The sequence below is a fragment of the Ruegeria sp. AB9 genome (assembly GCF_056542585.1).
On record NZ_JBQGAA010000012.1, the window covers coordinates 54,749 to 76,543 of the forward strand.

At 54.2% G+C, this 21,795-nt stretch carries 20 protein-coding genes; 13 read left to right on the forward strand and 7 right to left on the reverse strand.

Annotated features, from left to right (window positions below; genetic code table 11):
- Nucleotides 1–69 precede the first annotated feature (69 nt).
- Together ACR0K5_RS19310 and ACR0K5_RS19315 are read right to left on the reverse strand one after the other, a co-directional pair.
- Nucleotides 70–483 carry a thermonuclease family protein gene (locus ACR0K5_RS19310; protein ID WP_480534016.1) on the reverse strand — a complete coding sequence of 138 codons (414 nt, stop codon included), beginning with the start codon at nucleotides 481–483 and terminating at the stop codon, nucleotides 70–72.
- A 117-nt stretch (nucleotides 484–600) separates the two neighbouring features.
- Nucleotides 601–951, reverse strand: a complete 351-nt coding sequence (locus ACR0K5_RS19315; RefSeq protein WP_480534014.1) for a hypothetical protein — start codon at nucleotides 949–951, stop codon at nucleotides 601–603.
- A 178-nt stretch (nucleotides 952–1,129) separates the two neighbouring features.
- On the opposite strand from ACR0K5_RS19315, the gene ACR0K5_RS19320 reads away from it, so the two are divergent.
- A complete protein-coding gene (locus ACR0K5_RS19320) occupies nucleotides 1,130–1,891 on the forward strand; it encodes a hypothetical protein (protein WP_480534012.1) in 762 nt (253 codons plus the stop codon).
- A 45-nt stretch (nucleotides 1,892–1,936) separates the two neighbouring features.
- On the opposite strand, the gene ACR0K5_RS19325 is transcribed toward ACR0K5_RS19320, so the two are convergent.
- From ACR0K5_RS19325 to ACR0K5_RS19335, 3 genes are all read right to left on the reverse strand, one after another.
- Complete coding sequence (locus tag ACR0K5_RS19325; protein WP_480534010.1) at nucleotides 1,937–2,920, reverse strand: alpha/beta hydrolase; 984 nt, start codon at nucleotides 2,918–2,920, stop codon at nucleotides 1,937–1,939.
- Nucleotides 2,913–4,547 carry an RcgA family putative transporter gene (locus ACR0K5_RS19330; protein WP_480534008.1) on the reverse strand — a complete coding sequence of 545 codons (1,635 nt, stop codon included), beginning with the start codon at nucleotides 4,545–4,547 and terminating at the stop codon, nucleotides 2,913–2,915. Before ACR0K5_RS19330 ends, ACR0K5_RS19325 begins: the two co-directional genes overlap by 8 nt.
- Before the next feature lie 919 nt (nucleotides 4,548–5,466).
- The gene (locus tag ACR0K5_RS19335) at nucleotides 5,467–6,387 is read right to left on the reverse strand and encodes a LysR substrate-binding domain-containing protein (protein ID WP_480534006.1); all 921 of its coding nucleotides are present in this window, start codon (nucleotides 6,385–6,387) and stop codon (nucleotides 5,467–5,469) included.
- Nucleotides 6,388–6,512: 125 nt separating this feature from the next.
- On the opposite strand from ACR0K5_RS19335, the gene ACR0K5_RS19340 reads away from it, so the two are divergent.
- The 7 genes from ACR0K5_RS19340 (at nucleotide 6,513) to ACR0K5_RS19370 (ending at nucleotide 12,522) form a co-directional block, all read left to right on the forward strand.
- Nucleotides 6,513–6,992: a TRAP transporter small permease gene (locus ACR0K5_RS19340; protein ID WP_480534004.1), complete on the forward strand. Its 480-nt coding sequence runs from the start codon at nucleotides 6,513–6,515 to the stop codon at nucleotides 6,990–6,992.
- Nucleotides 6,985–8,283: a TRAP transporter large permease gene (locus ACR0K5_RS19345; protein WP_480534002.1), complete on the forward strand. Its 1,299-nt coding sequence runs from the start codon at nucleotides 6,985–6,987 to the stop codon at nucleotides 8,281–8,283. Before ACR0K5_RS19340 ends, ACR0K5_RS19345 begins: the two co-directional genes overlap by 8 nt.
- A gap of 35 nt (nucleotides 8,284–8,318) precedes the next feature.
- Nucleotides 8,319–9,308: a TRAP transporter substrate-binding protein DctP gene (gene dctP, locus ACR0K5_RS19350; protein ID WP_480534000.1), complete on the forward strand. Its 990-nt coding sequence runs from the start codon at nucleotides 8,319–8,321 to the stop codon at nucleotides 9,306–9,308.
- Nucleotides 9,309–9,393: 85 nt separating this feature from the next.
- Nucleotides 9,394–10,494 carry an NAD(P)/FAD-dependent oxidoreductase gene (locus ACR0K5_RS19355; protein ID WP_480533998.1) on the forward strand — a complete coding sequence of 367 codons (1,101 nt, stop codon included), beginning with the start codon at nucleotides 9,394–9,396 and terminating at the stop codon, nucleotides 10,492–10,494.
- A complete protein-coding gene (locus ACR0K5_RS19360; RefSeq protein ID WP_480533996.1) occupies nucleotides 10,469–10,783 on the forward strand; it encodes a (2Fe-2S)-binding protein in 315 nt (104 codons plus the stop codon). Before ACR0K5_RS19355 ends, ACR0K5_RS19360 begins: the two co-directional genes overlap by 26 nt.
- A complete protein-coding gene (locus ACR0K5_RS19365; protein ID WP_480631233.1) occupies nucleotides 10,770–12,164 on the forward strand; it encodes an FAD/NAD(P)-dependent oxidoreductase in 1,395 nt (464 codons plus the stop codon). The genes ACR0K5_RS19360 and ACR0K5_RS19365 overlap by 14 nt, the downstream gene beginning before the upstream one ends.
- A gap of 13 nt (nucleotides 12,165–12,177) precedes the next feature.
- On the forward strand, nucleotides 12,178–12,522 hold the full coding sequence (locus tag ACR0K5_RS19370; RefSeq protein WP_480533992.1) for a RidA family protein: 345 nt from the start codon (nucleotides 12,178–12,180) through the stop codon (nucleotides 12,520–12,522).
- 115 nt (nucleotides 12,523–12,637) lie between these two features.
- On the opposite strand, the gene ACR0K5_RS19375 is transcribed toward ACR0K5_RS19370, so the two are convergent.
- Together ACR0K5_RS19375 and ACR0K5_RS19380 are read right to left on the reverse strand one after the other, a co-directional pair.
- Entirely contained in the window at nucleotides 12,638–13,036 is a 399-nt protein-coding gene (locus ACR0K5_RS19375) for a hypothetical protein (RefSeq protein WP_480533990.1), read from the reverse strand.
- Nucleotides 13,037–13,094: 58 nt separating this feature from the next.
- Nucleotides 13,095–13,526 (reverse strand): MarR family winged helix-turn-helix transcriptional regulator, encoded by a 432-nt coding sequence (locus ACR0K5_RS19380; RefSeq protein ID WP_480533988.1) that lies wholly within the window; start codon nucleotides 13,524–13,526, stop codon nucleotides 13,095–13,097.
- Nucleotides 13,527–13,716: 190 nt separating this feature from the next.
- Here ACR0K5_RS19380 and ACR0K5_RS19385 point away from each other — a divergent pair, with 190 nt between their 5' ends.
- The 5 genes from ACR0K5_RS19385 (at nucleotide 13,717) to ACR0K5_RS19405 (ending at nucleotide 21,717) form a co-directional block, all read left to right on the forward strand.
- A complete protein-coding gene (locus ACR0K5_RS19385) occupies nucleotides 13,717–14,679 on the forward strand; it encodes a GNAT family N-acetyltransferase (RefSeq protein WP_480533986.1) in 963 nt (320 codons plus the stop codon).
- Nucleotides 14,680–15,530: 851 nt separating this feature from the next.
- The gene (locus ACR0K5_RS19390) at nucleotides 15,531–16,784 is read left to right on the forward strand and encodes a lactonase family protein (protein ID WP_480533984.1); all 1,254 of its coding nucleotides are present in this window, start codon (nucleotides 15,531–15,533) and stop codon (nucleotides 16,782–16,784) included.
- Between the two features lie 280 nt (nucleotides 16,785–17,064).
- Nucleotides 17,065–18,573 carry an FMN-binding glutamate synthase family protein gene (locus ACR0K5_RS19395; protein WP_480533982.1) on the forward strand — a complete coding sequence of 503 codons (1,509 nt, stop codon included), beginning with the start codon at nucleotides 17,065–17,067 and terminating at the stop codon, nucleotides 18,571–18,573.
- 88 nt (nucleotides 18,574–18,661) lie between these two features.
- Nucleotides 18,662–20,335: an acetolactate synthase large subunit gene (locus ACR0K5_RS19400; protein WP_480631234.1), complete on the forward strand. Its 1,674-nt coding sequence runs from the start codon at nucleotides 18,662–18,664 to the stop codon at nucleotides 20,333–20,335.
- Nucleotides 20,332–21,717 carry an aldehyde dehydrogenase family protein gene (locus tag ACR0K5_RS19405; protein WP_480533978.1) on the forward strand — a complete coding sequence of 462 codons (1,386 nt, stop codon included), beginning with the start codon at nucleotides 20,332–20,334 and terminating at the stop codon, nucleotides 21,715–21,717. Before ACR0K5_RS19400 ends, ACR0K5_RS19405 begins: the two co-directional genes overlap by 4 nt.
- Nucleotides 21,718–21,795 lie beyond the last annotated feature (78 nt).

Genomic DNA, 21,795 nt, shown 5'->3' on the forward strand with positions numbered 1-21,795 from the left:
CGACAGGGCCGTTATCTGCTCGATTTAGTTCTCTTCCTCCTGCAGTATTCTTGTTTCCGGTCTTTTAGTTTACGGGCACCAGGATAGGCGTTTGCCGCCCCAATATTCGCGTGCGAGACCCTCAGAAATCAGAGTCGTGCCAACATCCCACCCATCCACACGGCCGACCGCCAGGAAGCGGCCATGCCGGTCGACATCCTCTTCAATTTCAAGGTCGATGTACCCAGCCGTTTGGATGAGTTCCGTGAGCCGGTTCGTGGCTTTCAAACCTAACGCTTTTTCGGCGTCACATTGGGGTCGGTAAGTTTCGGGGGTATCGAAACCCACAAGCCGGTAGCTGTCACCGCCGTGATCAATGGTGTCGCCGTCTATGACGAGCACGTCACCGCCTGAGACCTTCAATGTCGATTTCCGATACCCGACCAGATCCACTAGGATAGCCGCGCCGAGTAGAATAGCGGTGAGAGAAAGTAGCTTTTTCAACCGGCTTGCCCTCCCACAGGAATAGCAAAGCCAGAGCGGTGCGAGACTTGGTCCGAACCTCCGATTAATGGTAAATGCCTACTACGCTTCTCGGACCCACTCGAAAGCGACGCGCCCTCAGTCGTCTTCTTCCTTGTCGAAGTCCAGGTTGATCTGCCCCCGCACACCATCTGTCGTAATGGTGAGATCATTGTGGAGAGTAATGTCGCTGCCTTGTCTGAAGCGGCTGTGAAAATTGAATAGGCCCGGAAACAGTGACAGCCTTCGAGGAACAACTCCTTGGGACGTCGCCCTCTCAGAGATGAGGACGTTGTCCTTACCGTCATAGCGGTAAATACAAATGTATTGCGGACGTCCATTTTGCCCCAGCTCGACTAGGTCATACCGAAACTCATAGTCCTTACCTGATGCATCAAGGTCTCGTGCTTCACCTTGGGTGATCAATGGAAAGTTCTTTCTGTGCGGCATGGTCGTCCCCCTATAGGACGACTTCTTGCATTCTTTCGAATTCTCCGAAAGTTCTGATCTGGTAATTTCATTACTGCAAAATTTAAAATTTGCAAAACAGAAAATATAGTGATTTAACTTTTTTGCAGAAATCAGCGCAAACAATCCACGAAATCATTGCTGCCGAAAGGACAACAACATGTTTCGACTGAAGCTACTTGGATGCACATCAGCTATTGTTCTTGGAAGCACCGCTCCAGCTTACGCCTACCCAATCGACTGTGCGATTTTCTTATGCCTTGCTGGAGGGTGGCCGGATTCACCAGATTGCAACGTCGCGCGGGCCGAGTTCATCCGGCGCATCACCCCCCTTCCGGTCGAACCGCCGCTTCAACTCTGGCGATGCCCAATGGGCGTTAATTCTGGTTCTGCCGACATGTCACCCATGCAGCGTCTCGATGCCATCAAATCATCAAGTGCCAACCCGCTTCCTGAATTACCCGAGACGTATGGCAAGACTCCTCAAGTGATAGATGTCACTTACTCTCAAGAGTCTTGGTCATCGCTCGATGTATCCGATACCTTGGAAGTGGTGCCGCTTGGAACAAGCGAAAAACCAATGGCAACATTCGGCGCCGGTTCCCCTGCCCTCTCTGAGCCCACGTTGGCAAACGTGAATCTATCAGCTCCTGATTTCGATGTAGTCCGATCCATACGGGTGTGGCACGTCCGTCACTACAGCTACAAAGTGCGGGAACGCGAAGGGCCTTGCGAAACCCGCTTGGATATGGATGTCGGATCGTACGACGAAAACGCCAGTTTCAGTTGGTCCGATCGCGCACCTGGTCTGCGTCCTGCATGGCTACCTCTCCGACGACAATGTCCGAGCTACTACCGAGGTGTTGGTGTGGAATGGTCGGACATTTTTGGCCGCTACGACTATGTGCTCGTGCCATACTAGCGAACACACACAGTAGCTATCTAAGCGCGGCCAGAACACTCAAATCTACGAGGACGACGCTATCGGCATGTCTTTGTGCGTTGAGCCGAAAAGCTCGCAAATTTGAGCCAACACGTTTTCGCGAACACTTGGCACCTCATACAAGACGTCGTGTCTTGCGTTTTGCATCAGCTCCAATTTCCCATTGGGCCATCGTGCCATTCTGTCCTTGATTGCGGGGATCGCGACGATTTCGTCCTCAGCGCCGCAAAACGTGACACACGGGATGTCAGGAGATTTCAGCTTGGAAAGTGCTCGAGTTTCTTTGAGCGCCTGAAACAACCAAGACATACTTGGCCCGCCGATCTGTTGGTCAGGTAGAGATTCCGAAACGTTCCGATAATACTGGTACATATCAGGGTCATGTGTCAGTCGGTTGTCGTCGAAATCCGTTGTCAGCACATAGCTTTCGCCACGGGTACCGGGGGCATAGGTGGCGCCTTTTCCAAGAGCTTGAAACGCGCCTGATAGAGGCCATGCTCCGAGCCGTTGCAATGTCGGCAAGTTAATGGCCCACAGGGGGGCCGTGAACGCGCATGCTGAAACAGGAAGACCTTCGATTATCGCACGCAGACCGACGCATGCGCCCAGAGAGTGCCCGACGAGGTACCAAGGCTGCGGCAAGATGAGTGACTTGGCCGCATCGACCGCAGCAGCAACATCCTTCTGGTAGTCAGAGAACCTGACGACATGGCCCATCATCGGATCTTCAGTGAGCCTGTCGGAAAGTCCCTGGCCGCGCCAATCAACTGCGAAGGCAGTGTAGCCAGCGCGATGCAGATACTCCACGGTTCGTCCGTATTTTTCGATGTTTTCCGTTCTCCCCTGAAACAGGAAGACAGTGCCCTTGGAGGATTTTTCGGTTGGCCAATGAGCCACCCTGAGACGAATACTGTCACCTGCATGCACCCAATAGGCGCGCACGTCGGGTGGGCCTTCTGCAACATCGGGATGAATGGGGGCTATATCCAGAGCGATCGTCTTAAGCATCTAGTTCTCTCGTTTTTGTTGTGTTCACCCGACCTAAGGAGGGGCGTGTAAGGATAAATGCAGCCAAGACCAGGACCGCAATCATAAGGATTGTGAAGCCGGGAAACACACCAATGAGCATGTAAGTCACAGTCAACAGAAGAAGGACCCCGTACATCGCCATCAAAGACAGTCTTTCCGCGTTCTCGCTTTTCAACAGGTCCAGGCTGGTAACTGCTGTACGTATTCTGGCGGTGCAGATCACACAGACTGCGAAAATCACAAGAAGACAGAAGAAGCTGTAGTAGAAACCCGGCACATTCTGATGGAAGCCGTATCCGTTAGAATGCGGGCCACTACCCCGAAAAAGGGCTTGCAGATCGGCTGCCAGCCAACCAACGATGTCCCTGCTGTCCGAGAGCAGAAAGCTGGCCTGCAGTTTCATCAAGATGGTGATCATCAGGCCCAATGAACAACACCGGAAAACCCCAACCATCAACTCGTCGCCGATCTTTGCCAGACGTCGCCGCTGTTCTTCAGCCCTGTCGTGGGCGAGGCCTGTAGAAAAATCGACAAAATCATCGGTGAGCGTATAGAGGACGATCAAGCCGGCAAAGAACAGATAGGACCCAAAAGCATTCAGCATGAAGACGAGCCCGGAGAACACAACGGCGTTCGGAACTGAAACCAGATCAGGATTAAAGATCGCAATTCTTCCCCAGTCCACCGGCCAGTTCCCTGCATTCCCAGTTAGCAATGGGATCAGGTGTGTTTCCACCCAGTTGAAAGCTGAGGCTATCAAAACGGTCACAACAAACACTGCCCAATAGACATAGGACATCGTTGTAACCCTGCTTGCCCAGCTTGTTCGTGGCGACTTGGAGCGCAGCTTCGTTACTAAGTCAGTTCGCCATTCTTCTTTCCACTGCTTTAACAGATTGATCAACACAGCGAAGTAGATTGGCAGAAGTACAAGGAAAACAACTGTCCAATTCGGGGCCCACAAAAAACCGACTTGCTTTGTCGCACCGGTAGGAAGTGCGAAAAGAACGCTGTGAATGCTCAATGAAAACGACATGAGTCCCAAAGCGGTGGCGGCGGCGAACACGACGGCAGGCAAGCCCAATGAAGAACGAGCGCTGAACATCGCCTCCGTTCGCCCGGCCAACCCCGGGATTTTCGTCGGCTCTACCCTCTTGTCGCGGTTCCTTGTATTCGCAATCTCATCTTGATCGCCGCCCTTGGAAGCACCATCAGAGTGGTTCGCTCCGCGCTTTTGAGCACTTCGCGTCTCTCTTCGCTTTGCTGCCAATCGTCTGTTGGCAGCATTGAGTTCCGCCCTCCACGCCGTGATGGTCTCAGGATTGTCACAACCAAAGATGCGCGCCAACCAATGAATGTTGTCCGCGCTAATACCTTTGTCATTGTCCTGAAACCAATGCTGGACGGTCCGAAGGTCTACGCCCATTTTGTTGGACTCGAATTGCGAGATGGTGCTCGCAAGAAGCTCCGGGGTCCAGGAACCGACTGGCAATCCGGTCTCATCGGTCGGTAGACCAGCGCCGACTGACATCAAGTACTTAAAGAGCTCTTTGATGTCGCTGCCGTTTTTCGGCGGAGGAACAAAATATTTCCCGCGCTTGGTCAATGGCTTCCACGCTTTCGTTTCGTTCCATTTCGTCCTGTGTCGTTTCGTTTCGTGCGATTGTCAACGAACCGGGGTACTCAGCTAAAAGTTGAGCAGAATCCCGCTTCGTTTTCTGGAGCGGGTCGCAATTATCGAACAGTCGAAAGTCCCCTACCCTTCGCTTGACGCTGGGTTTTGAGGAATGAACCTGCTGGATACCAAGGAACGAAAATGCAGACACAGCAACCCAACGAGTGCGCGAAAAGAGCCGAACCGATCATTGAGGTGCAGGATGCGCATACAGGCAAAACAGTGGTGCTTGTCTATGCGTGGAACAACGGACAGGTAAGCGTCGCATCTAACAGTGGGTTGAAGGTAGTAGAGCTTTCTCCCACGGCGCGCCTTCGTCTTTGAGAAACTAACTCATTCTGCTGCTACAATGGCAAAAGACGTGCATTTCACATAATTTGGCTTCTACGTCTTTGGTTGTTTTTCATAACTCTCATTACCAGCCATTAACTGCTGCGACGGTTCGCCTGTCGGAGTACGTAATTAATGGGACCGAATTATTGAGACTTGTCTCCCATTGAATTCAACACCTTAAGATTCTTGCGCTTATTTAATGTTTCAACGGTTCAAGTGCTTCAAGTCTACGTCAAACGGAACGCCAGTGAGCCTCTTCGCAACCTGAAGACCGGTGCAGTGTGTCTTACTTGAGTTTGGTTGATCAGCAGAATGCGCTGCCCTAGCACTCGGCCCTTTGTGGACGCTCGAAACTGTGTTGGCATGCTGCGGTCGCAATCCGCTTTCCCGACATTCGCCGCACAAGCAAAGCTTACGGATCGGCGAACTCACAGAAAGCGCAACAAAGCAGACTTGCGCTACAGCTGCACCAAAGCCCAGTTGTGGGACCGGCCATTGCTCGGGTGTAGAACCGCGTTCAGAGCAGTACGTTTGCTTTCATAGCGTTTATGTCTTCAGTCAGTTTCTGGCTAAAGCTTTGAGTTATCAGAGACGTCGGGCGATGTGCGGGGGTGAGAATTGAAACGCTGCTGCTGATTCTGGGGCTAAAGCGGCGAAATACGATACCACCGGTACCGTGCAGGGGATCGTTGCAGCTAAAAGCTGTAATCAAATCGCAAATCAAATAGCACAGGCCCGCTTTGACAAACTGCAAACCAGGTAAGAATGTCCGCAACTCAAACCTACGCTCAAAACTCTTTCCAGTGTTCTTGAAGGCCGCAGATGTCTGAAGGAAAGTCGGATGTTCTGAAAAAAGCGTTGCCAGGTTTGCGCCATCCAGATCTTCTGTTGAAACTAGGGATTTTGCAGCCAGCGGGTCCGAAGCGGGCATAGCACACAGGCATTCCAGATCGAAATCCTGCTGATGAATTGATTTTCGTGGCTCAGGTGTTTCGGTAAAACCGAGATCGTATTGCTGCGAGGCGATCAGTTCCTCAATGACTTTGGACGAGCGCATCATCAGCGACGCCTTGATAGCGGGCTTGTCTTGCAAAAACTGGCCGAGAACACTTGGCATGAAGAACCCTGATGCGGCTGGGTGGCAAGCGACGCGCAGGCGGCCACGCTTCAGGTTCGATATTTCCTGTAGAGCGTTCGTGGACTGTGTAAGCCGCGACAGGACGGCCTCGGCCTCTTCCAGAAAATAATGCGCTTCGGGCGTCGGCGTCAGCCGGCCATGCTCTCGTTCGAACAGTCGAAATCCGATCTCACTCTCAAGGCCCGCAATCATCGCGCTGACCGATGGTTGCGTGCGCCCGAGCGTGCGCCCGGCTTCGGATATGGACCCAGTGCGTAACACTTCGCGAAATGTCGTGAGTTGACGGATTGTCAGGTTCATGTGGTTGGATTCCCATTGCACCCCATAGAGGCAAACTATGGATATAACGTAATTTCCAATTTGCTTCTATGGAAGAGAAGAAAGTAGGTATTGCGACGACGGACAATCACGTCGCGAGGGGGGAAATGGAGCGTTTCGTAAAATACCTGCTGACCAGCATTATTTGCATCGTGGCTTTGGGCCAGTTTGTTCAGGTTATCACCCGCTATGTTTTGCAAGTACCGGTGATGGGGCTTGAGGAAACCATGGCATATCCGGCGCTGTGGCTCTACGTCCTTGGGGCGGTAAATGCCTCGCGGGAAAACACTCATATCCGCGCAAATGTGCTTGAGATCTTCCTGAAGACGCCACGCCAGCACGTCATTCTGGCGATTATCGGCGAAGTGATCAGCCTGATTGTCGGACTCTGGCTGCTAAGTTGGTCCTGGGAATTCACCCGCTATTCGTGGCGTGTCTGGAAAGAGAGCCCGACGCTCTACATTCCCACATTTTATGCCGAGGTGGCTCTGACCATCGGTCTGGCGCTGATGATGATCTACACGGCGATTCATCTGGTCCGCCACATTCTTGGATATGATACTGACGAGGAGATTCACCTTGGTTGAAGTCGCCCTGCTTGCCGTTGCTGTCCTGGTGATCCTGCTGACCCTCGGAGTGCCGTTGCCCTATTGCTTCGGGGGTGCGCTGATGGTGATGTATTTCATCGGCGGCGCCACCATGAAGGGCAACATGCTCTGGGGATTCCAGCAACTTGGAAACCCGATTTTGCTGGCCATTCCGCTATTTGTTCTGGCCGGATCCATTATGAGCGAAAGCGGTATTGCCGCCTCTCTGCTACGCTTCGTCAGTGCCTTTATCGGCCACGTGCGTGGCGGTCTGGGTGTCGTGGCGGCGGTCAGCTGTGCAGTGATCGGGGCGATCTCGGGGTCCGGCCTGACCGGTATCGCGGCGATCGGACCGCTGTTGATCCCGGAAATGGAAAAGCGCGGCTATCCCCGCGAATACGCGACCGCTCTGATTGCCAATTCCTCGATCCTTGGTTTGTTGATCCCACCCTCGGTCACCATGATCATCTACGGCTGGGTCACTGACACGTCGATCCTCGCCTGTTTCCTCGCGACTCTTGGGCCGGGTCTGTTCATCATGTTCAACTTTTCAATGGTGAACCTATGGATGTCGCGCAAGTTCAACCTGATACTGGATGAAAAGCCCACGTTCAGCGAACTCAGTAGCGAGGTTGCCAAACGCGGCGTTCACGCCTTCCCCGCACTGTTGATGCCGGTAATCATCCTGGGCGGCATCTATGGCGGCATCATGACCCCGACCGAAGCTGCCGCAGTAGCGGTGATCTATGCACTGCCCGTCGGCTTTCTGATCTACAAGGGGCTCAGGTGGGAAAACTTCCTGATGGCCGGTAAGGAGTCCGCAACCGCCGTCGGTGCAATTCTGCTTATGATCCTGTTTTCGATGATCCTAAGCCAGATGTATGTGATGGAAGGTATCCCGCAGGCGCTGGTCGCCTCGATTTTTGAGATCACTGACAACAAGGTTCTGCTGCTTATCCTGATCAACATTATGCTGTTTCTGGTCGGCATGGTCGTGAACGACGTCACCGCAATCATCCTGATAGCGCCGCTGCTCTTGCCTCTGATGAATGCCATTGGTGTCAGCCCGGTGCAGTTTGCCGCGATCATGGGGGTCAACACCGCGATGGGGGGCGTGACACCGCCCTATGCCTCGATCCTCTATCTCGGGGCTCGGATCGGCAACGTGAAGGTCACCAAGGTGATCCCGCCCGCGATGATCCTGATCGTGACTGGTTATGTGCCCGTGGTGTTCCTGACATCGCTCTGGCCGGACCTGTCGCTCTTCCTGCCCAGACTCTTTGGCTACTGATCCTGAACCAACTAAACCCAAACGGAGGAAACACAATGAAACGCATGATGATAACTGCTGCAACCGGCGCGCTGATGGCGCTGTCGACCACCGCGATGGCAGCCGACCTGAAGATGAGCCATGTGCGCCCGCAAGGTACCACGATCGACGTCGAGTTGAACACCTTTGCCGCCGCCGTGGACGAAGCAACCGGCGGTGACGTCAACATCAAAATTTATGCCGCCTCAGCGTTGGGCGACTATACAACAGTGCAGGAACGTATCTCGGTCGGCGCGGTCGACATGGCGACCCAGCCAGCCGCCGCCGCTGCAGACCGCAAGATGCAGATCAGCTCGTTCCCCTATCTCGCCGGAAACTGGGAACAGGCCCGCGCGATCTACGGCCCCGGTGGCGTGGTGCGTGAAACCATGGATGGGCTTTACGCCAAGCAGGACATCACCATGCTGGCCGCCTATCCGGTTTACTTTGGTGGCATCGCGCTCAATACCGACGCAGTGTCGCCGGGCGATCCGTCGGTCGATAACGGCATCAAGGTGCGGGTGCCCGGCATCAAGAGCTTCCAGCTAACCGGCGATGCGTTGGGCTACATCCCCGCGCCTATCCCGTTTTCCGAAGCCTTCACGGCGGTGCAGACCGGCGTTGTTGACGGTGTGATCGGCTCGGGTGCCGAAGGCTACTATGCCTCGTTCCGCGATGTGACCAAAACCTACATCCCGGCCAACACCCATTTCGAGGTCTGGTACATGATCATCTCGAATGAATCCCTTGCCGGCCTGGATGCCGAGGATCAGGACGCGCTGAAAGCGGCCGCGGCAGAATTTGAAGCGACCCGCTGGACCGTGGCCGAAGCAGACCAGAAGGCCAACGAACAGAAACTGGCCGATCTGGGCGCGACCATCGTTTCGCTAAGCGACGCGGAACTGGCCGCGATGTCGGCTAAGGTTCAGGCGGAAGTCTGGCCGGTCGTGCTCGAAGACGTGGGCGTGGAATGGGGTCAGGCGATCCTTGATAAGGTCTCCGAGTAAGCAGCCTCTCGTCTGATACAATCCGGGGCGACAGCTTTTCAGGTCGCCCCGGCTCTACTCAAACCTAAACTCAGAAACTGAGATCATGGAATCCGACTTTGCAATCATTGGCGGTGGTGTTGTCGGCCTGTCTGTCGCATGGGGCCTTTTGAAACGCGGCAAGCGCGTTCTGGTCCTTGATGGAGGCGACGGCAGCTTTCGCGCCAGTCGGGGAAATTTTGGACTTGTCTGGGTGCAATCCAAGGGCACCAAACAACCCCGTTATGCCGCGTGGAGCCAGCAATCCGCCGCCGCATGGGCCGGATTTTCCGATGAGCTTGCTGACGCGACCGGACATGACATGTCGCTTGAGCAGATGGGTGGCTACGACCTGCATTTCTCGGAAGAAACCCTGACGAAAACAGTCGCGCAATACGAGGAGCTGAAAGCGAAGCTGGACGGAAACTACCCATATGAAGTTCTGGATCGGAAGGCGCTCCTCATGGAGGAGCCGGAGATCGGTCCCAAAGTCGTTGGTGCGATCCTTCATCATCAAGACGGCCACGTGAATCCATTGAAGTTGCTGCGGTCTCTCGCCGACGACGTCCGGCGGCTTGGTGGGCGGGTGCTGAACGAAAAAACTGTCACAGACGTCAGGAAATCGGATGTTTTCACTATCACCTGTGCGGACGGAAGCCAGGTGCAGGCCAACAAGGTGATCCTTTCCGCGGGTTTGGGCGCAATGGAACTTGGGCCCAAACTGGGCTTCAAAGCCCCAATCCGGCCACAGCGCGGTCAAGTGATGATCACCGAGAAGCTGCCAAAAATAATCAACCGCCCCTCGCTGATCGCACGGCAGGTAGATGAAGGTGGCGTCCAGATAGGTGCCACCAACGAAGAGGTGGGCCTGAATGATGACGTCACCCAGCCTGGCCTCTCCGGCCTCGCTTCCGAGGCCATCGCGGCCTACCCGGTGCTTGCCAAGGCGCAACTCGTACGCAGTTGGGGAGCTTTGCGAATTCTGTCGCCCGATGGCTTGCCAATCTACCAGGAAAGTCCCGAGATGGCCGGCGCCTTCCTGGTCACTTGCCACAGCGGCATCACCCTTGCGGCGGCCCACGCTCGTTTCCTGCCCGACTGGCTGGAAGGCACCAACGCCGCACCGAATCTGGAGGTGTTCAGTGAAGACCGCTTCGTCATTTCTTGAGTTGGAGGTTGGGCGCCCACAGGTTCCAGTATGGTTCGAGGGCGAAGAGCTGCAGCTGCCCGAAGGTTCAAATCTCGCGGCCGCGATGCTGGCCGCCGGTGTAGAGACTTTCAGATACACACCGGTTTCGGGCGCTCCACGTGCGCCATTCTGCATGATGGGTGCCTGTTTCGACTGCCTCGTGGACGTTGACGGTGTGACCCGTCAAGCTTGCATGCTTGAAGTTACGGAAGGGTTGCGCTTGTCGATGCCGCGCAAAGGAAGGAACGTGATCGATGCAGAAAACTGATCTTGTCATCATCGGGGCTGGCCCTGCCGGAATGGCCGCGGCCGCAACCGCCGCAAATGCTGGCCTGCATGTTATCCTTCTGGACGAGCAGCGCCGTCCCGGCGGGCAGATCTACCGCGATGTGGATCGGGTCGCACCTATCAGGGGCGAACTGCTGGGTAAGGACTATATAGACGGATTGCCCCTCACAGCCGGGCTGGATCACGGCAACATCACCCATATCGGCGGAGCGGTGGTTTGGTCGATCGAAGAGGGAATTCGGGTTCTCTACACCGCTGACGGACGAGGGGGGGCAATCGAAGCGAAACGCATCCTCATCGCCACAGGAGCCCTGGAACGCCCGATGCCGCTACCGGGCTGGACCTTGCCTGGTGTGATGACGGCGGGGGCGGCGCAAATTCTGTTGAAACAATCTGGCGTCCTGTCAAAAAACGCGGTTCTGGTTGGATCAGGGCCGCTGCTTTACTTGATCGCTGCGCAGATGATACGAGCGGGCACACCCCCTCTGGCGCTGGTCGAAACGCAGACACGAGCGGATTTTCTGCGTGCGCTTCCGCATCTGGGCGGAGCCCTTCGCGGCTGGCGATATCTGCTCAAGGGATTGACGATGCTATCGGAAATCCGTCGCGCCGGGGTGCGCCGCTACACTTCCGCTACGGGTATTTCGATTGATGGAGAAACGACCGCCGAAGGCATCCGCTTTACTGCGGGCGGAAAGACCCGGCATATTCCCTGCGACACAGTGCTCTTGCATCACGGTGTCGTGCCTAACACACAGGCAGCCCGCTCCATTGACGTGGCGCATCACTGGGACGCACAGCAGCACTGCTTCGTGCCCAACCTAGATGACTGGGGCGGGACAAATGTCGAAACGGTCCATATCGCCGGTGATGGCGCTGGCATCGGTGGCGCGAAGGCAGCCGCCTTGGCAGGCCGCCTTGCAGCATTGAAAATGGCCGCCGATCTGGGGGCGATTTCGACGATCGAGAGGGACAAAGCCGCCAAACCAATTCGGCGCCGCATCGCGCAGGAACTGGCGGCGCGCCCTTTCCTTGACGCGGCTTTTCCACCCGCAATCGAAGCCACAAAGCCCGCCGACGCGACTATCATCTGCCGCTGCGAGGAAATCACTGCCGGAGACATTCGTCGCCATGCCGGTATCGGCTGTTCGGGTCCGAACCAGGCCAAGGCCTTCAGTCGTGCCGGAATGGGACCGTGCCAAGGCCGATATTGCGGACTGACCGTAAGCAGCCTGCTGGCCGAAGCGAACGGCGCTACGATGGACGAAACCGGATACTATCGGATCAGGCCACCGTTGAAACCCGTGACTCTTGGCGAACTGGCAGCGATGGACGGTTCGGTGAACAGCGCAACCAACTAAGAAAGAAGCCTTCATGATCGAACGTATCAACACCAGCCGACGCATGAGCAAGATAGTCAAACACAACGGCGTCGCATTTCTTTGCGGGCAGGTTGGCGAAGGTGCCACTGTGGCCGAGCAGACCCGTGAGTGCCTGTCTCGCGTCGATGCGCTTCTAGACGAAGCGGGATCGTCGCGGGAACAGATGTTGCAAGCGATCATCTGGCTGTCCGACATGGCCGATTTTGATGAGATGAACGACGTTTGGGATAGCTGGGTTCCGACCGGGTACGCTCCGGCTCGCGCTTGCGGTGAGGCAAAGCTCGCTCGGCCGGATCTGAAAGTCGAGATCATCATCACCGCTGCGTGTAAGGCATGACGGCAAGCGGCTTGGAAAAGGCACTTACTATTCACTTCGAGTTGAATATGCTCACGTGTCTACCGTTTGCGGACATTCTATCTGCCAGCAAACTCAACTAGTATTCTTCGGCTATTTAGGCACCGTCTTTCGAAAGTTTGGACTTCATGAAGTCCTCTTTCATCATGTGAGCTTTCATGGCCGGTAGGCCGATGGCTTTTAATCCGATGATTGCTGCATAGATCAAAGTCGCTGAGGCAAGGGCGTCCAAGAACCACCCGATAGGTGCCGCAGTAACACCAAGTTGCCCTGGCAGCGCCGCAAGTGCCGGTATCGTCCAAAACCCGGTCAAACCATGTAGAACCAGCGCGATCCAAAACCCGGCACAGTACGGGCAATGCCATTGTTCATAGAGTGAACTTAGCGGTCGAGGCAGCGCCGCAATGAAGCGGTTGAACCACGTTCCCCATTCAGGGAGTTTCTCCCAGATCAAGATGTGGATGGCCGTCGCCATTAGGACTAGTTCGAACGTCATATTTCAGTTTCCTTTTCAAGTTAGTCAGACTGACTTACCTTAAGCAGCAAAATACTTGTCAGACCGGTTTCCGATGCTGCCCTACTGCGATTTCAATCGCTCTGACGTCATCTTCGGACAGTTCCTCAAGCAGCGCCTTCGCTGCTGCTTCATAGATCTGCTCGCCAGAAGACAGTAGGTTTTGACCTTGTTCAGTTAGCATTATGTGTTGAGCGCGGGCGTCGTACTGACAAGGGAAACGCACGACTAACCCACGCTCCTCAAGCTTCAAGACCATCGCACTGGCCGATGCTTTTCGAACACCCATATCATCGACAACATCTTGGAGATGTTGCCCATGATCATCTTTGTCCGTTTTTTTGGCTTCCTGATCCTTTATCGCGCGAAGATACTCGTATTCGCTGTGGGTCATCCCCAGATGCCCGCCTGCTTTCGCCCACTGTCTGTGGCCTTGTCTGTGCGCCAGTTCGATCAGCCTTGCCAACTTCATGCCACCATCCTATTTAGTCAGTCACTCTAACTAACCTGTATGCGCGCGAAGTCAATAGTGCTTCCGCAACTTTGCAAGTAATCAAATCGAGGTAGAGCCTTTGGAACAGACAAGGAAATTTGAGACCGCGCGCTTGCGAGTTCAAAGCTGGTCAGAGACAGTGAGCAATGGTGAACAACGACGCCAATTGATGGATGAACTTAAGGACGTTCTAACACCTGCTGTTTTACAACATCTGCCTGAACCGTTGCAGATTCATGATACCGGTTCCTCGATAAAGGACTGGATAAACGAGCAGGCTGCCGAGTGCGAGGTATTGACGGTTCGAGATCGAGCTGATGATAGCCTTTTGGGTCTTCTGATCTTAGCTGAATTTTTAGAACCCGAAACGCTTAAGACAGTTCATCTGGGGTATCTTTTTTGCGAACGCGCCTGGGGGAAAGGCTATGCGACCGAACTGATTTCGGGTCTCATTACATGGTACAGGGCCGACGGCCAATCGGTACAGCTTTACGGCGGTGTTGAAACGGGCAACCCAGCTTCTGCCAGAGTATTGAGGAAAAATGGATTTGAGCTGGAAGAAGGGTTGTCAAATTCAACAAAAGAGATGTTTGGCCTGTATATACCGTACAACTTCGACAAGCTTTATCGGTCAACGCGCAATGCACTTGGAGAACCCACTCAAGTCTTTGTCGACTTTTTCAAACAATGCTCTGGCAAACCATTGCGCGTGTTGGATATTGGCTGCGGTCAAGGCCGTGACGCGTTGTTCATCGCACGATTGGGTCACAGCGTTGTAGGTGTTGACATCTCTCCCAATGGCATTCGTGATTTGCTTGAAGCAGCACGGCACGAGAATCTAAGTGTTGAGGGCATCGTCGAAGACATAAGGACCTTTGTTCCCGAAGATAAGTTCGACGTATTGCTCATAGATCGCACCTTGCACATGTTGTTGGAAAAAGATCGGCTGGAGGTGCTTAACCGATTGATCGGTAGCGTGTTCGATGAAGGTTGGGTCCTGATCTTGGACGAGCCGTCGAATATGCAGGGATTCAAAGACGTTTTTGCTTCAAGCAACGTTGTTTGGGAAATAGTGATTGATAAACCTGAAACCCTGTTTGTTCGACGGCCTATTCGAAAAGAAAGATTCTGATGATTTCATTTTTCAATGAGGTTGACGTTCGTTGCCTTGCCGCAAAAAGGCCAAGAAGGTCCAAAGTTATCTTTCTCTGCAATCAGTTCGATTGGCTGGCGGCAGCCCTAAGCAGACCCTCAAAACCGAGGTTTGCAAACTTCGAGCTGCTCAGGCGACTCACACATTCGAGAGACAGTACCGAATGTCCGGGTCAGGATAAGTTGACGTTACTCGCGCCCAGAAATGTCCCACCAACGCGTTTATATGAACTGTAAGATTGCCTTCGTCTTATCCAACGTCGCAGGACTGCCTCATTGGGCACAAAAATATGATAACCCAAAATAAATAAATAACTGTCTCAGTAGGCGCGCAATTTATAGAGGAGCAAATTGGCATGCTCCGAACGACACGCACGCGGTTATCGAGCGCCGCTAAACGGTTATAGATTTCATAACCGGAATTTCGAAATCCATATGATAATTCTGCCTGTAACAACAAGCGGACCCCCAATCTTCTTATCGAAAAGACCACAAACTTAGAAAAGAACTGGAGATGCAATATCCATTGACGCGAGACAACCCTCACAACTGCGACCTAGAACGCGAAGAAAAACCGAACCGGATAGCTCCGTCGGAAGGCTGAACCGCTTGGAAGCCCCCTCTCCCGCCGTAGTCGAGTAGTCAATCGGACATCTGTTCCAGTATTGATATGATCCCTGGAAAGTTCAGCCGTCATAATTCGCCTACAGTTCAGCAACAGTTTTTAGCGGGCCTCTCGGTAACCTCTTTTTTTCCTGCCTAAAAGCGCACCCGCTCATGATTCGGTTGAGCAAAAGGCAGGTTCCCTTGCAAGACAAAAGGAGAAGCGCCATGCACCACTCACAAACCATGATTTGTTTCGCCTCATTTCTCGTCTTTGGTACCGCCAGCGTTGGTTGGGTTGATACGCGTGGTTTCTTTGTGGTCACAAACAATGCCAAGCAAAACTCCATCGTCGCCTATCAAACTGAAGCCAATGGTGAATATCGGGTTCATGGCGAGTTTCCAACCGGAGGAACGGGGACTGGCGATCTAGAAATCCCCGATCTGAAGAAAGACCCATCTCATCCGTTGGCAAACGGGGATGATCCGCTCATCTCTGCAAATTCGCTGGCAATGTCTGACGATGGCAGGTTTTTGGCGGTTGTTAACGCCGGCGATGCAACCATCTCGTTGATGCGCGTTGCTCAAGACTTCACGCTATCCGTCGTAAATTCACTAGCGGCACCCGGCAGATTTCCAATCAGCCTCGCCTTTCATGATGACTTGCTGGCGGTTGCCGCGGTCGGCACCCACAATGGCGCGGGCAACATTGGGATGTATAGGATAGCTGATGGTCGTCTTGAGAGTGTTGCTGACTCTCGGCGAGATCTGGAAGCGCGGCCATCGACCATCAGTTTTTCTGACAATGGTGAATTTGTGGTGGTCAATGAGCTTGTGACTGGAAAAATAAAGGTCTTTGCAGTTGAGAATGGAACTCTGTCTGCAGCACCCATCTCTCAAGTTGATTCTCCGCGTGACGAGGACACCCGGTTTCAGGCGATCCCGGTCGGGTTTGCCATATCGGGGAATACGATCGCGATGTCGGAAGCCCGGTTTTTGACCCCTGACTTCAGCTTACGCGAAGGCCAAGGTGAAGTTGTCCTGAGCCCCTCGTACTCTTGGCAGACAGGGTCGCTTTCTACATACGATTTGTCTTCCGACGGATCGCTGAAGCTTATTTCCGGGGATGTACTCACAGGCCCATCAGTCGAAGATGGAGAGATCGCAAATTGCTGGGTTACGATTTCCGAAGATGGCAAAACTCCTTGGGCGGAAAATGCCTTGTCGAGTTCAATTAGCAGCTTCAGGATTCGACCCAATGGAACGGCTGCTTTGGTAAATGCTCAGGCCTTCAAAGACCCAAATGAAAACCTGTTTTTCAGTGATATCGAAGTGAGTGCAGATGGTATGGAAATCTATCAGCTTATCGGAAATCGAGGCGAAGTTATGATTTTCGACATTCAATCAAATGGTGATTTGATCCATAAGCAAACTCTCGGGGGGCTACCCGAGCTCGGCACATATGGGCTTGCAGTTTATTAAGAAAAGCGCAGCTGGCCAAGTCTAGCCTTGTGTAATGGGATGTCTGTCGCACAAAGCTCCGGTCCTTTTGGATCGGAGCTTCGCCGCGAATAAAACCCGACGGCCTCTAAAAGCAATCACGGCGCCGCTCCTATTCATGTGATCATATATCAATAAGAGTTGATCGCACATTGGGCCCTCTACACAACCGAATCCTTGGATGCATTAATCAACAGGCGATCGAAAACAGATCGTAGGATTTCTAACCAAGCAAAACAAAAATAGCCCGGAGTTCCCACAAATGTCACAATTTTCGAATGCGATCCTGAGCTTTTTGGAAATACTATCCTATGTGTTCATTTTTTCTGTCGGCCTCGCGGTGCTTTGGGTTGCCGTCATCTATTTCAAAGACAAGACACAAACGGAAAGCACATTGCGCCGGAACTATCCCGTCGTGGCCCGGTTCAGATACTTTTTCGAACATATGGGAGAGTTCTTCCGGCAGTATTTCTTTGCCCAGGACCGCGAGGAGATGCCGTTCAACCGGGCGGAACGCTCGTGGGTGTACCGTGCCGCGAAGAACGTGGATTCAACCGTCGCATTTGGTTCAACGAGGGATCTGCGTCCCACAGGCACTGTGTATTTCGTCAACTGCCCCTTCCCGATGCTGGAACAGGATGCTCGGGGGCCGGTTGCTGTCACAGTTGGACCCTTTGCACGTCACCCCTATACGACGGGTTCAATGTTCAACATTTCTGGCATGAGCTATGGCGCGATCTCTATCCCTGCCGTGCGGGCATTGTCCCAAGGGGCTAAGAAAGCGGGCATATGGATCAATACCGGCGAAGGCGGTCTGTCACCTTATCATCTGGAAAGCGGTGCAGATGTCGTGTTCCAGATCGGGACCGGCAAGTTCGGAGTGCGAAAACCTGAAGGCGGGTTTGACGAGGACAAGTTGCGCTCTGTCGCCGCCCATGATGCGGTGAAGATGTTTGAAATCAAGCTGAGCCAGGGCGCCAAACCCGGCAAGGGTGGCATCCTCCCCGGCGCCAAAGTGACTGAGGACATTGCCGACATCCGCGGGTTGCAAGTAGGTCAGGACGCAATCAGCCCGAACCGCCACCCAGAAATCGACAGCGTCGGCGATCTGCTGGATATGATCGCCTACGTGCGCGACATCACCGGAAAGCCGGTCGGCTTTAAAGCGGTTATAGGGTCATATGGGTTCTTTGACGATCTGTGCGCAGAGATCCTGAAACGCGGCCCCGAAAGCGCGCCGGATTTTGTGACCATCGACAGCTCGGATGGCGGCACCGGTGCGGCCCCAATGAGCCTGATTGACAACATGGGGATGCCACTGCGCGAAAGCCTGCCTCTGACTGTCGATATGCTCAAGAAACATGGGTTGCGCGACAGGGTCAAAGTCTGCGCCAGCGGCAAGATGATCAACCCGTCCGAGGTGGCATGGGCCTTTTGTGCGGGTGCGGATTTTGTGAATTCAGCGCGTGGGTTCATGTTTGCACTGGGCTGCATCCAGGCGTTGCAGTGCAACAAGAACACCTGCCCGACCGGGATTACCACGCATAATACCAAGTTGCAGTTCGGCCTTGATCCAACGAGTAAATCGGAACGCGTGGCAAGCTATGCCCGGAACATGAAGAAAGAGGTCGGTATTATCGCCCATAGCTGCGGGGTGGCCGAACCGCGCCAGCTCAAGCGTCACCATGCGCGTATTGTGTTGGACAATGGCCGGTCCGTTTCAATGGATGAGCTTTATCCCGAATCTCAACATTTGCAGGCTGCTGAGTAGCACGGCAGCCTTGTCAAAACTTCAACCATGAGGCCTATCACCATCTGGTCGACCCATTTGTATCAGCCAAAAGCTATCAGGAGAACACATGTCCGATCACTCCCAAAACACGCCGTCAACCACCAAAGCTTCTGACCTGCTTGTCGCGGCTCTTGAAGCCGAAGGGGTAGAATACATCTTTGCCGTACCGGGTGAAGAAAACCTGGATGTGCTGGAATCCTTGCGGACCTCAAGGATCGAACTGGTCCTGACCCGCCATGAACAGGGCGCGGCATTTATGGCGGCGACCTACGGACGCTTGACCGGCAAGGCGGGTGTTTGCATGGCAACACTGGGGCCAGGGGCCACCAACTTTGCCACACCCGCTGCATATGCTCATCTGGGCGGCATGCCCCTGATCATGATCACGGGGCAGAAACCCATCAAGAAATCGAAACAGGGCCAATTTCAGATCATTGACGTCGTGGGCCTGTTCGATCCGATCTGCAAGATGTCGAAACAGGTCGTGCACGGCAACACCATTCCATCCCTGATCCGCGAGGCCTTTCGCGTGGCACAAGAGGAACGCCCTGGCGCTGTCTTACTTGAATTGCCCGAAGATATCGCGGCCGAAGATACGACGGAACACGTTCTTAAGCCGCATCCGCGCCACTACGCCGTAGCAGGGGATACGGTCTTGACTGAAGCGGCAGAGATGATCCGTGCAGCGAAAATGCCTCTGCTGCTGCTTGGAGCCGGAGCAAACCGAAAGGACGCGCGAAGTGCACTCAGCACCTTTGTGAATGAGACGCAAATCCCCTTCTTCAACACGCAGATGGGAAAGGGCGTGGTGGATGAACAATCGGACCTGTTTCTGGGAACGGCAGCGCTTTCTGACGGCGACTACCTGCATTGCGCCATCGAACGGGCTGACCTGATCATCAATGTGGGTCATGACGTGGTCGAAAAACCGCCTTTCTTCATGGAGGAAGACGGGGTGAAGGTAATCCATGTGAATTACAAGGCGGCGCAGGTCGATCAGGTCTATTTCCCGCAGGTAGAAGTGGTTGGTGATCTGGCGCAATCCATCGCCCGGCTCGGCGACATACTGGGCGGCCCGCTCGACTTTGATCGAAGCTATTTCCAGCGCGTCAAGCAAGAGACCGACCTGCACACGTCTGAAGGTGCCGATGACCCACGATTCCCGGTAATCCCCCAGCGCTTTGTGGCTGATACCCGCAAAGTGATGGGCGATTGCGATATCATCGCGCTGGACAACGGTATCTATAAAATCTGGTACGCGCGAAACTATCAGGCCTATCAGCCCAATACAGTTCTTCTGGACAATGCTCTGGCCACCATGGGGGCCGGACTGCCCTCGGCCATGATGGCAGCCAAGCTGTACCCTGACCGCAGGGTCATGGCGATCTGCGGCGACGGCGGGTTCATGATGAACAGTCAAGAAATCGAGACTGCCGTTCGTCTTGGCCTCAATCTGGTTGTGACCGTTTTGAATGACAGTTCATACGGGATGATCCGGTGGAAGCAGTCGCATGCCGGGTTTGACGACTGGGGCCTGGAATTCAACAACCCCGATTTCGTGCAATACGCCAACAGTTATGGTGCGACCGGCCATCGGATCGAGCGTACCGAGGATCTGGTGCCAACCTTCGAAAAAGCGTTCCACGCGGGCGGTGTGCATCTGATCGACCTACCGGTGGACTACAGCGAAAACCAGCGCGTGCTGATTGATGAATTGGCTGCAAAGGTGTGCCTGATATGAGCGATACTCTGGACGTTCTAAACCCGTTTGATCTTGAAAAGATCGGCAGTGTCGCGATCAACACGTGGAATGATGTGGATGCCATGTTGGACGTGGCCCATGGTTTGCATCGGTCGCGCGACGGGTGGCTGCCGGCCTTTCAGCGGATCGAGATCCTCAAGACCACGGCTCGTATCATGTCTGACCGAGCCGAAGATCTGGCGATGCTAATCGCCAGCGAAGGCGGCAAACCCCTGATCGACGCGCGTATCGAAGTGACCCGCGCCATCGATGGAGTTGAGCTGTGCATCCATGAGATTGGCCATATGGCTGGCAAGGAAATCCCGATGGACCTGACCGCTGCCGGATCAGGTCGGATAGCCTTTACGCAGCGCGAGCCCATCGGTGTCGTGGTGGCGGCCAGCGCGTTCAACCACCCGCTAAACTTAATCGTGCATCAGGTCGCCCCTGCCGTTGCTACGGGGTGCCCTGTGATCGTCAAGCCAGCGTTGGACACGCCACTGTCCTGCAAGGCGTTTGTCGAAATTCTGCACGAAGCCGGTTTGCCTAAGAACTGGTGCCACTTAGCGATTTGCCACAACGACGTGGCCGAGCAGATGATCACCGACACTCGGGTCGGCTTCTTTTCTTTTATCGGCTCAGCCAAGGTAGGTTGGATGCTGCGGTCCAAGCTGGCCCCTGGGGTGCGATGCGCGCTGGAACATGGTGGGGCTGCACCTGTAATTGTTGATGAAACGGCTCATATTGAAACGATGATACCTTTGCTTGCGAAGGGCGGGTTCTACCACTCAGGTCAGGTCTGCGTTTCAGTTCAGCGTGTTTTTGCGCCAGCAAGCATGGCGGCAGAGATCGCCGGTAAGCTAGCCGATGCTGCCAGCGCTCTGAAAGTCGGAAATGCCCGCGATCCCAGTGTTGAGTGTGGGCCACTTATTCGACCAGCAGAAGTGGATCGCGTCGAACAATGGGTAGACGAGGCCGTCAAGGCGGGAGCTACCGTTTTGACCGGCGGCAAACGCCTTGGTGATACAACCTTTGCTCCGACCGTATTGTTAAGTCCACCCGACAACGCACGAGTATCGACGGCCGAAATATTTGGCCCCGTGATCTGCGTTTATAGCTATGATAGTGTGGATGACGCGATAGCGGCTGCCAATGCCCTTCCATACGCGTTTCAAGCAGCCGTCTTCACCAGAAACATAAATATTGCAATGCGATCCATACAACGACTGGATGCTACTGCAGTTATGGTCAACGATCACACTGCATTCCGGGTCGATTGGATGCCCTTCGCGGGACGGCGGCAATCGGGATACAACACGGGCGGCATCGGCTATACGATGCATGATATGACGCAAGATAAGATGGCAGTCATTCGTGTATGATAGGTCGCTTTGCATGACAGCGGTCACGACCACCAAGGTTTGATGAACGGATATCACGCGTTTCTGGCTTTCGAAAAA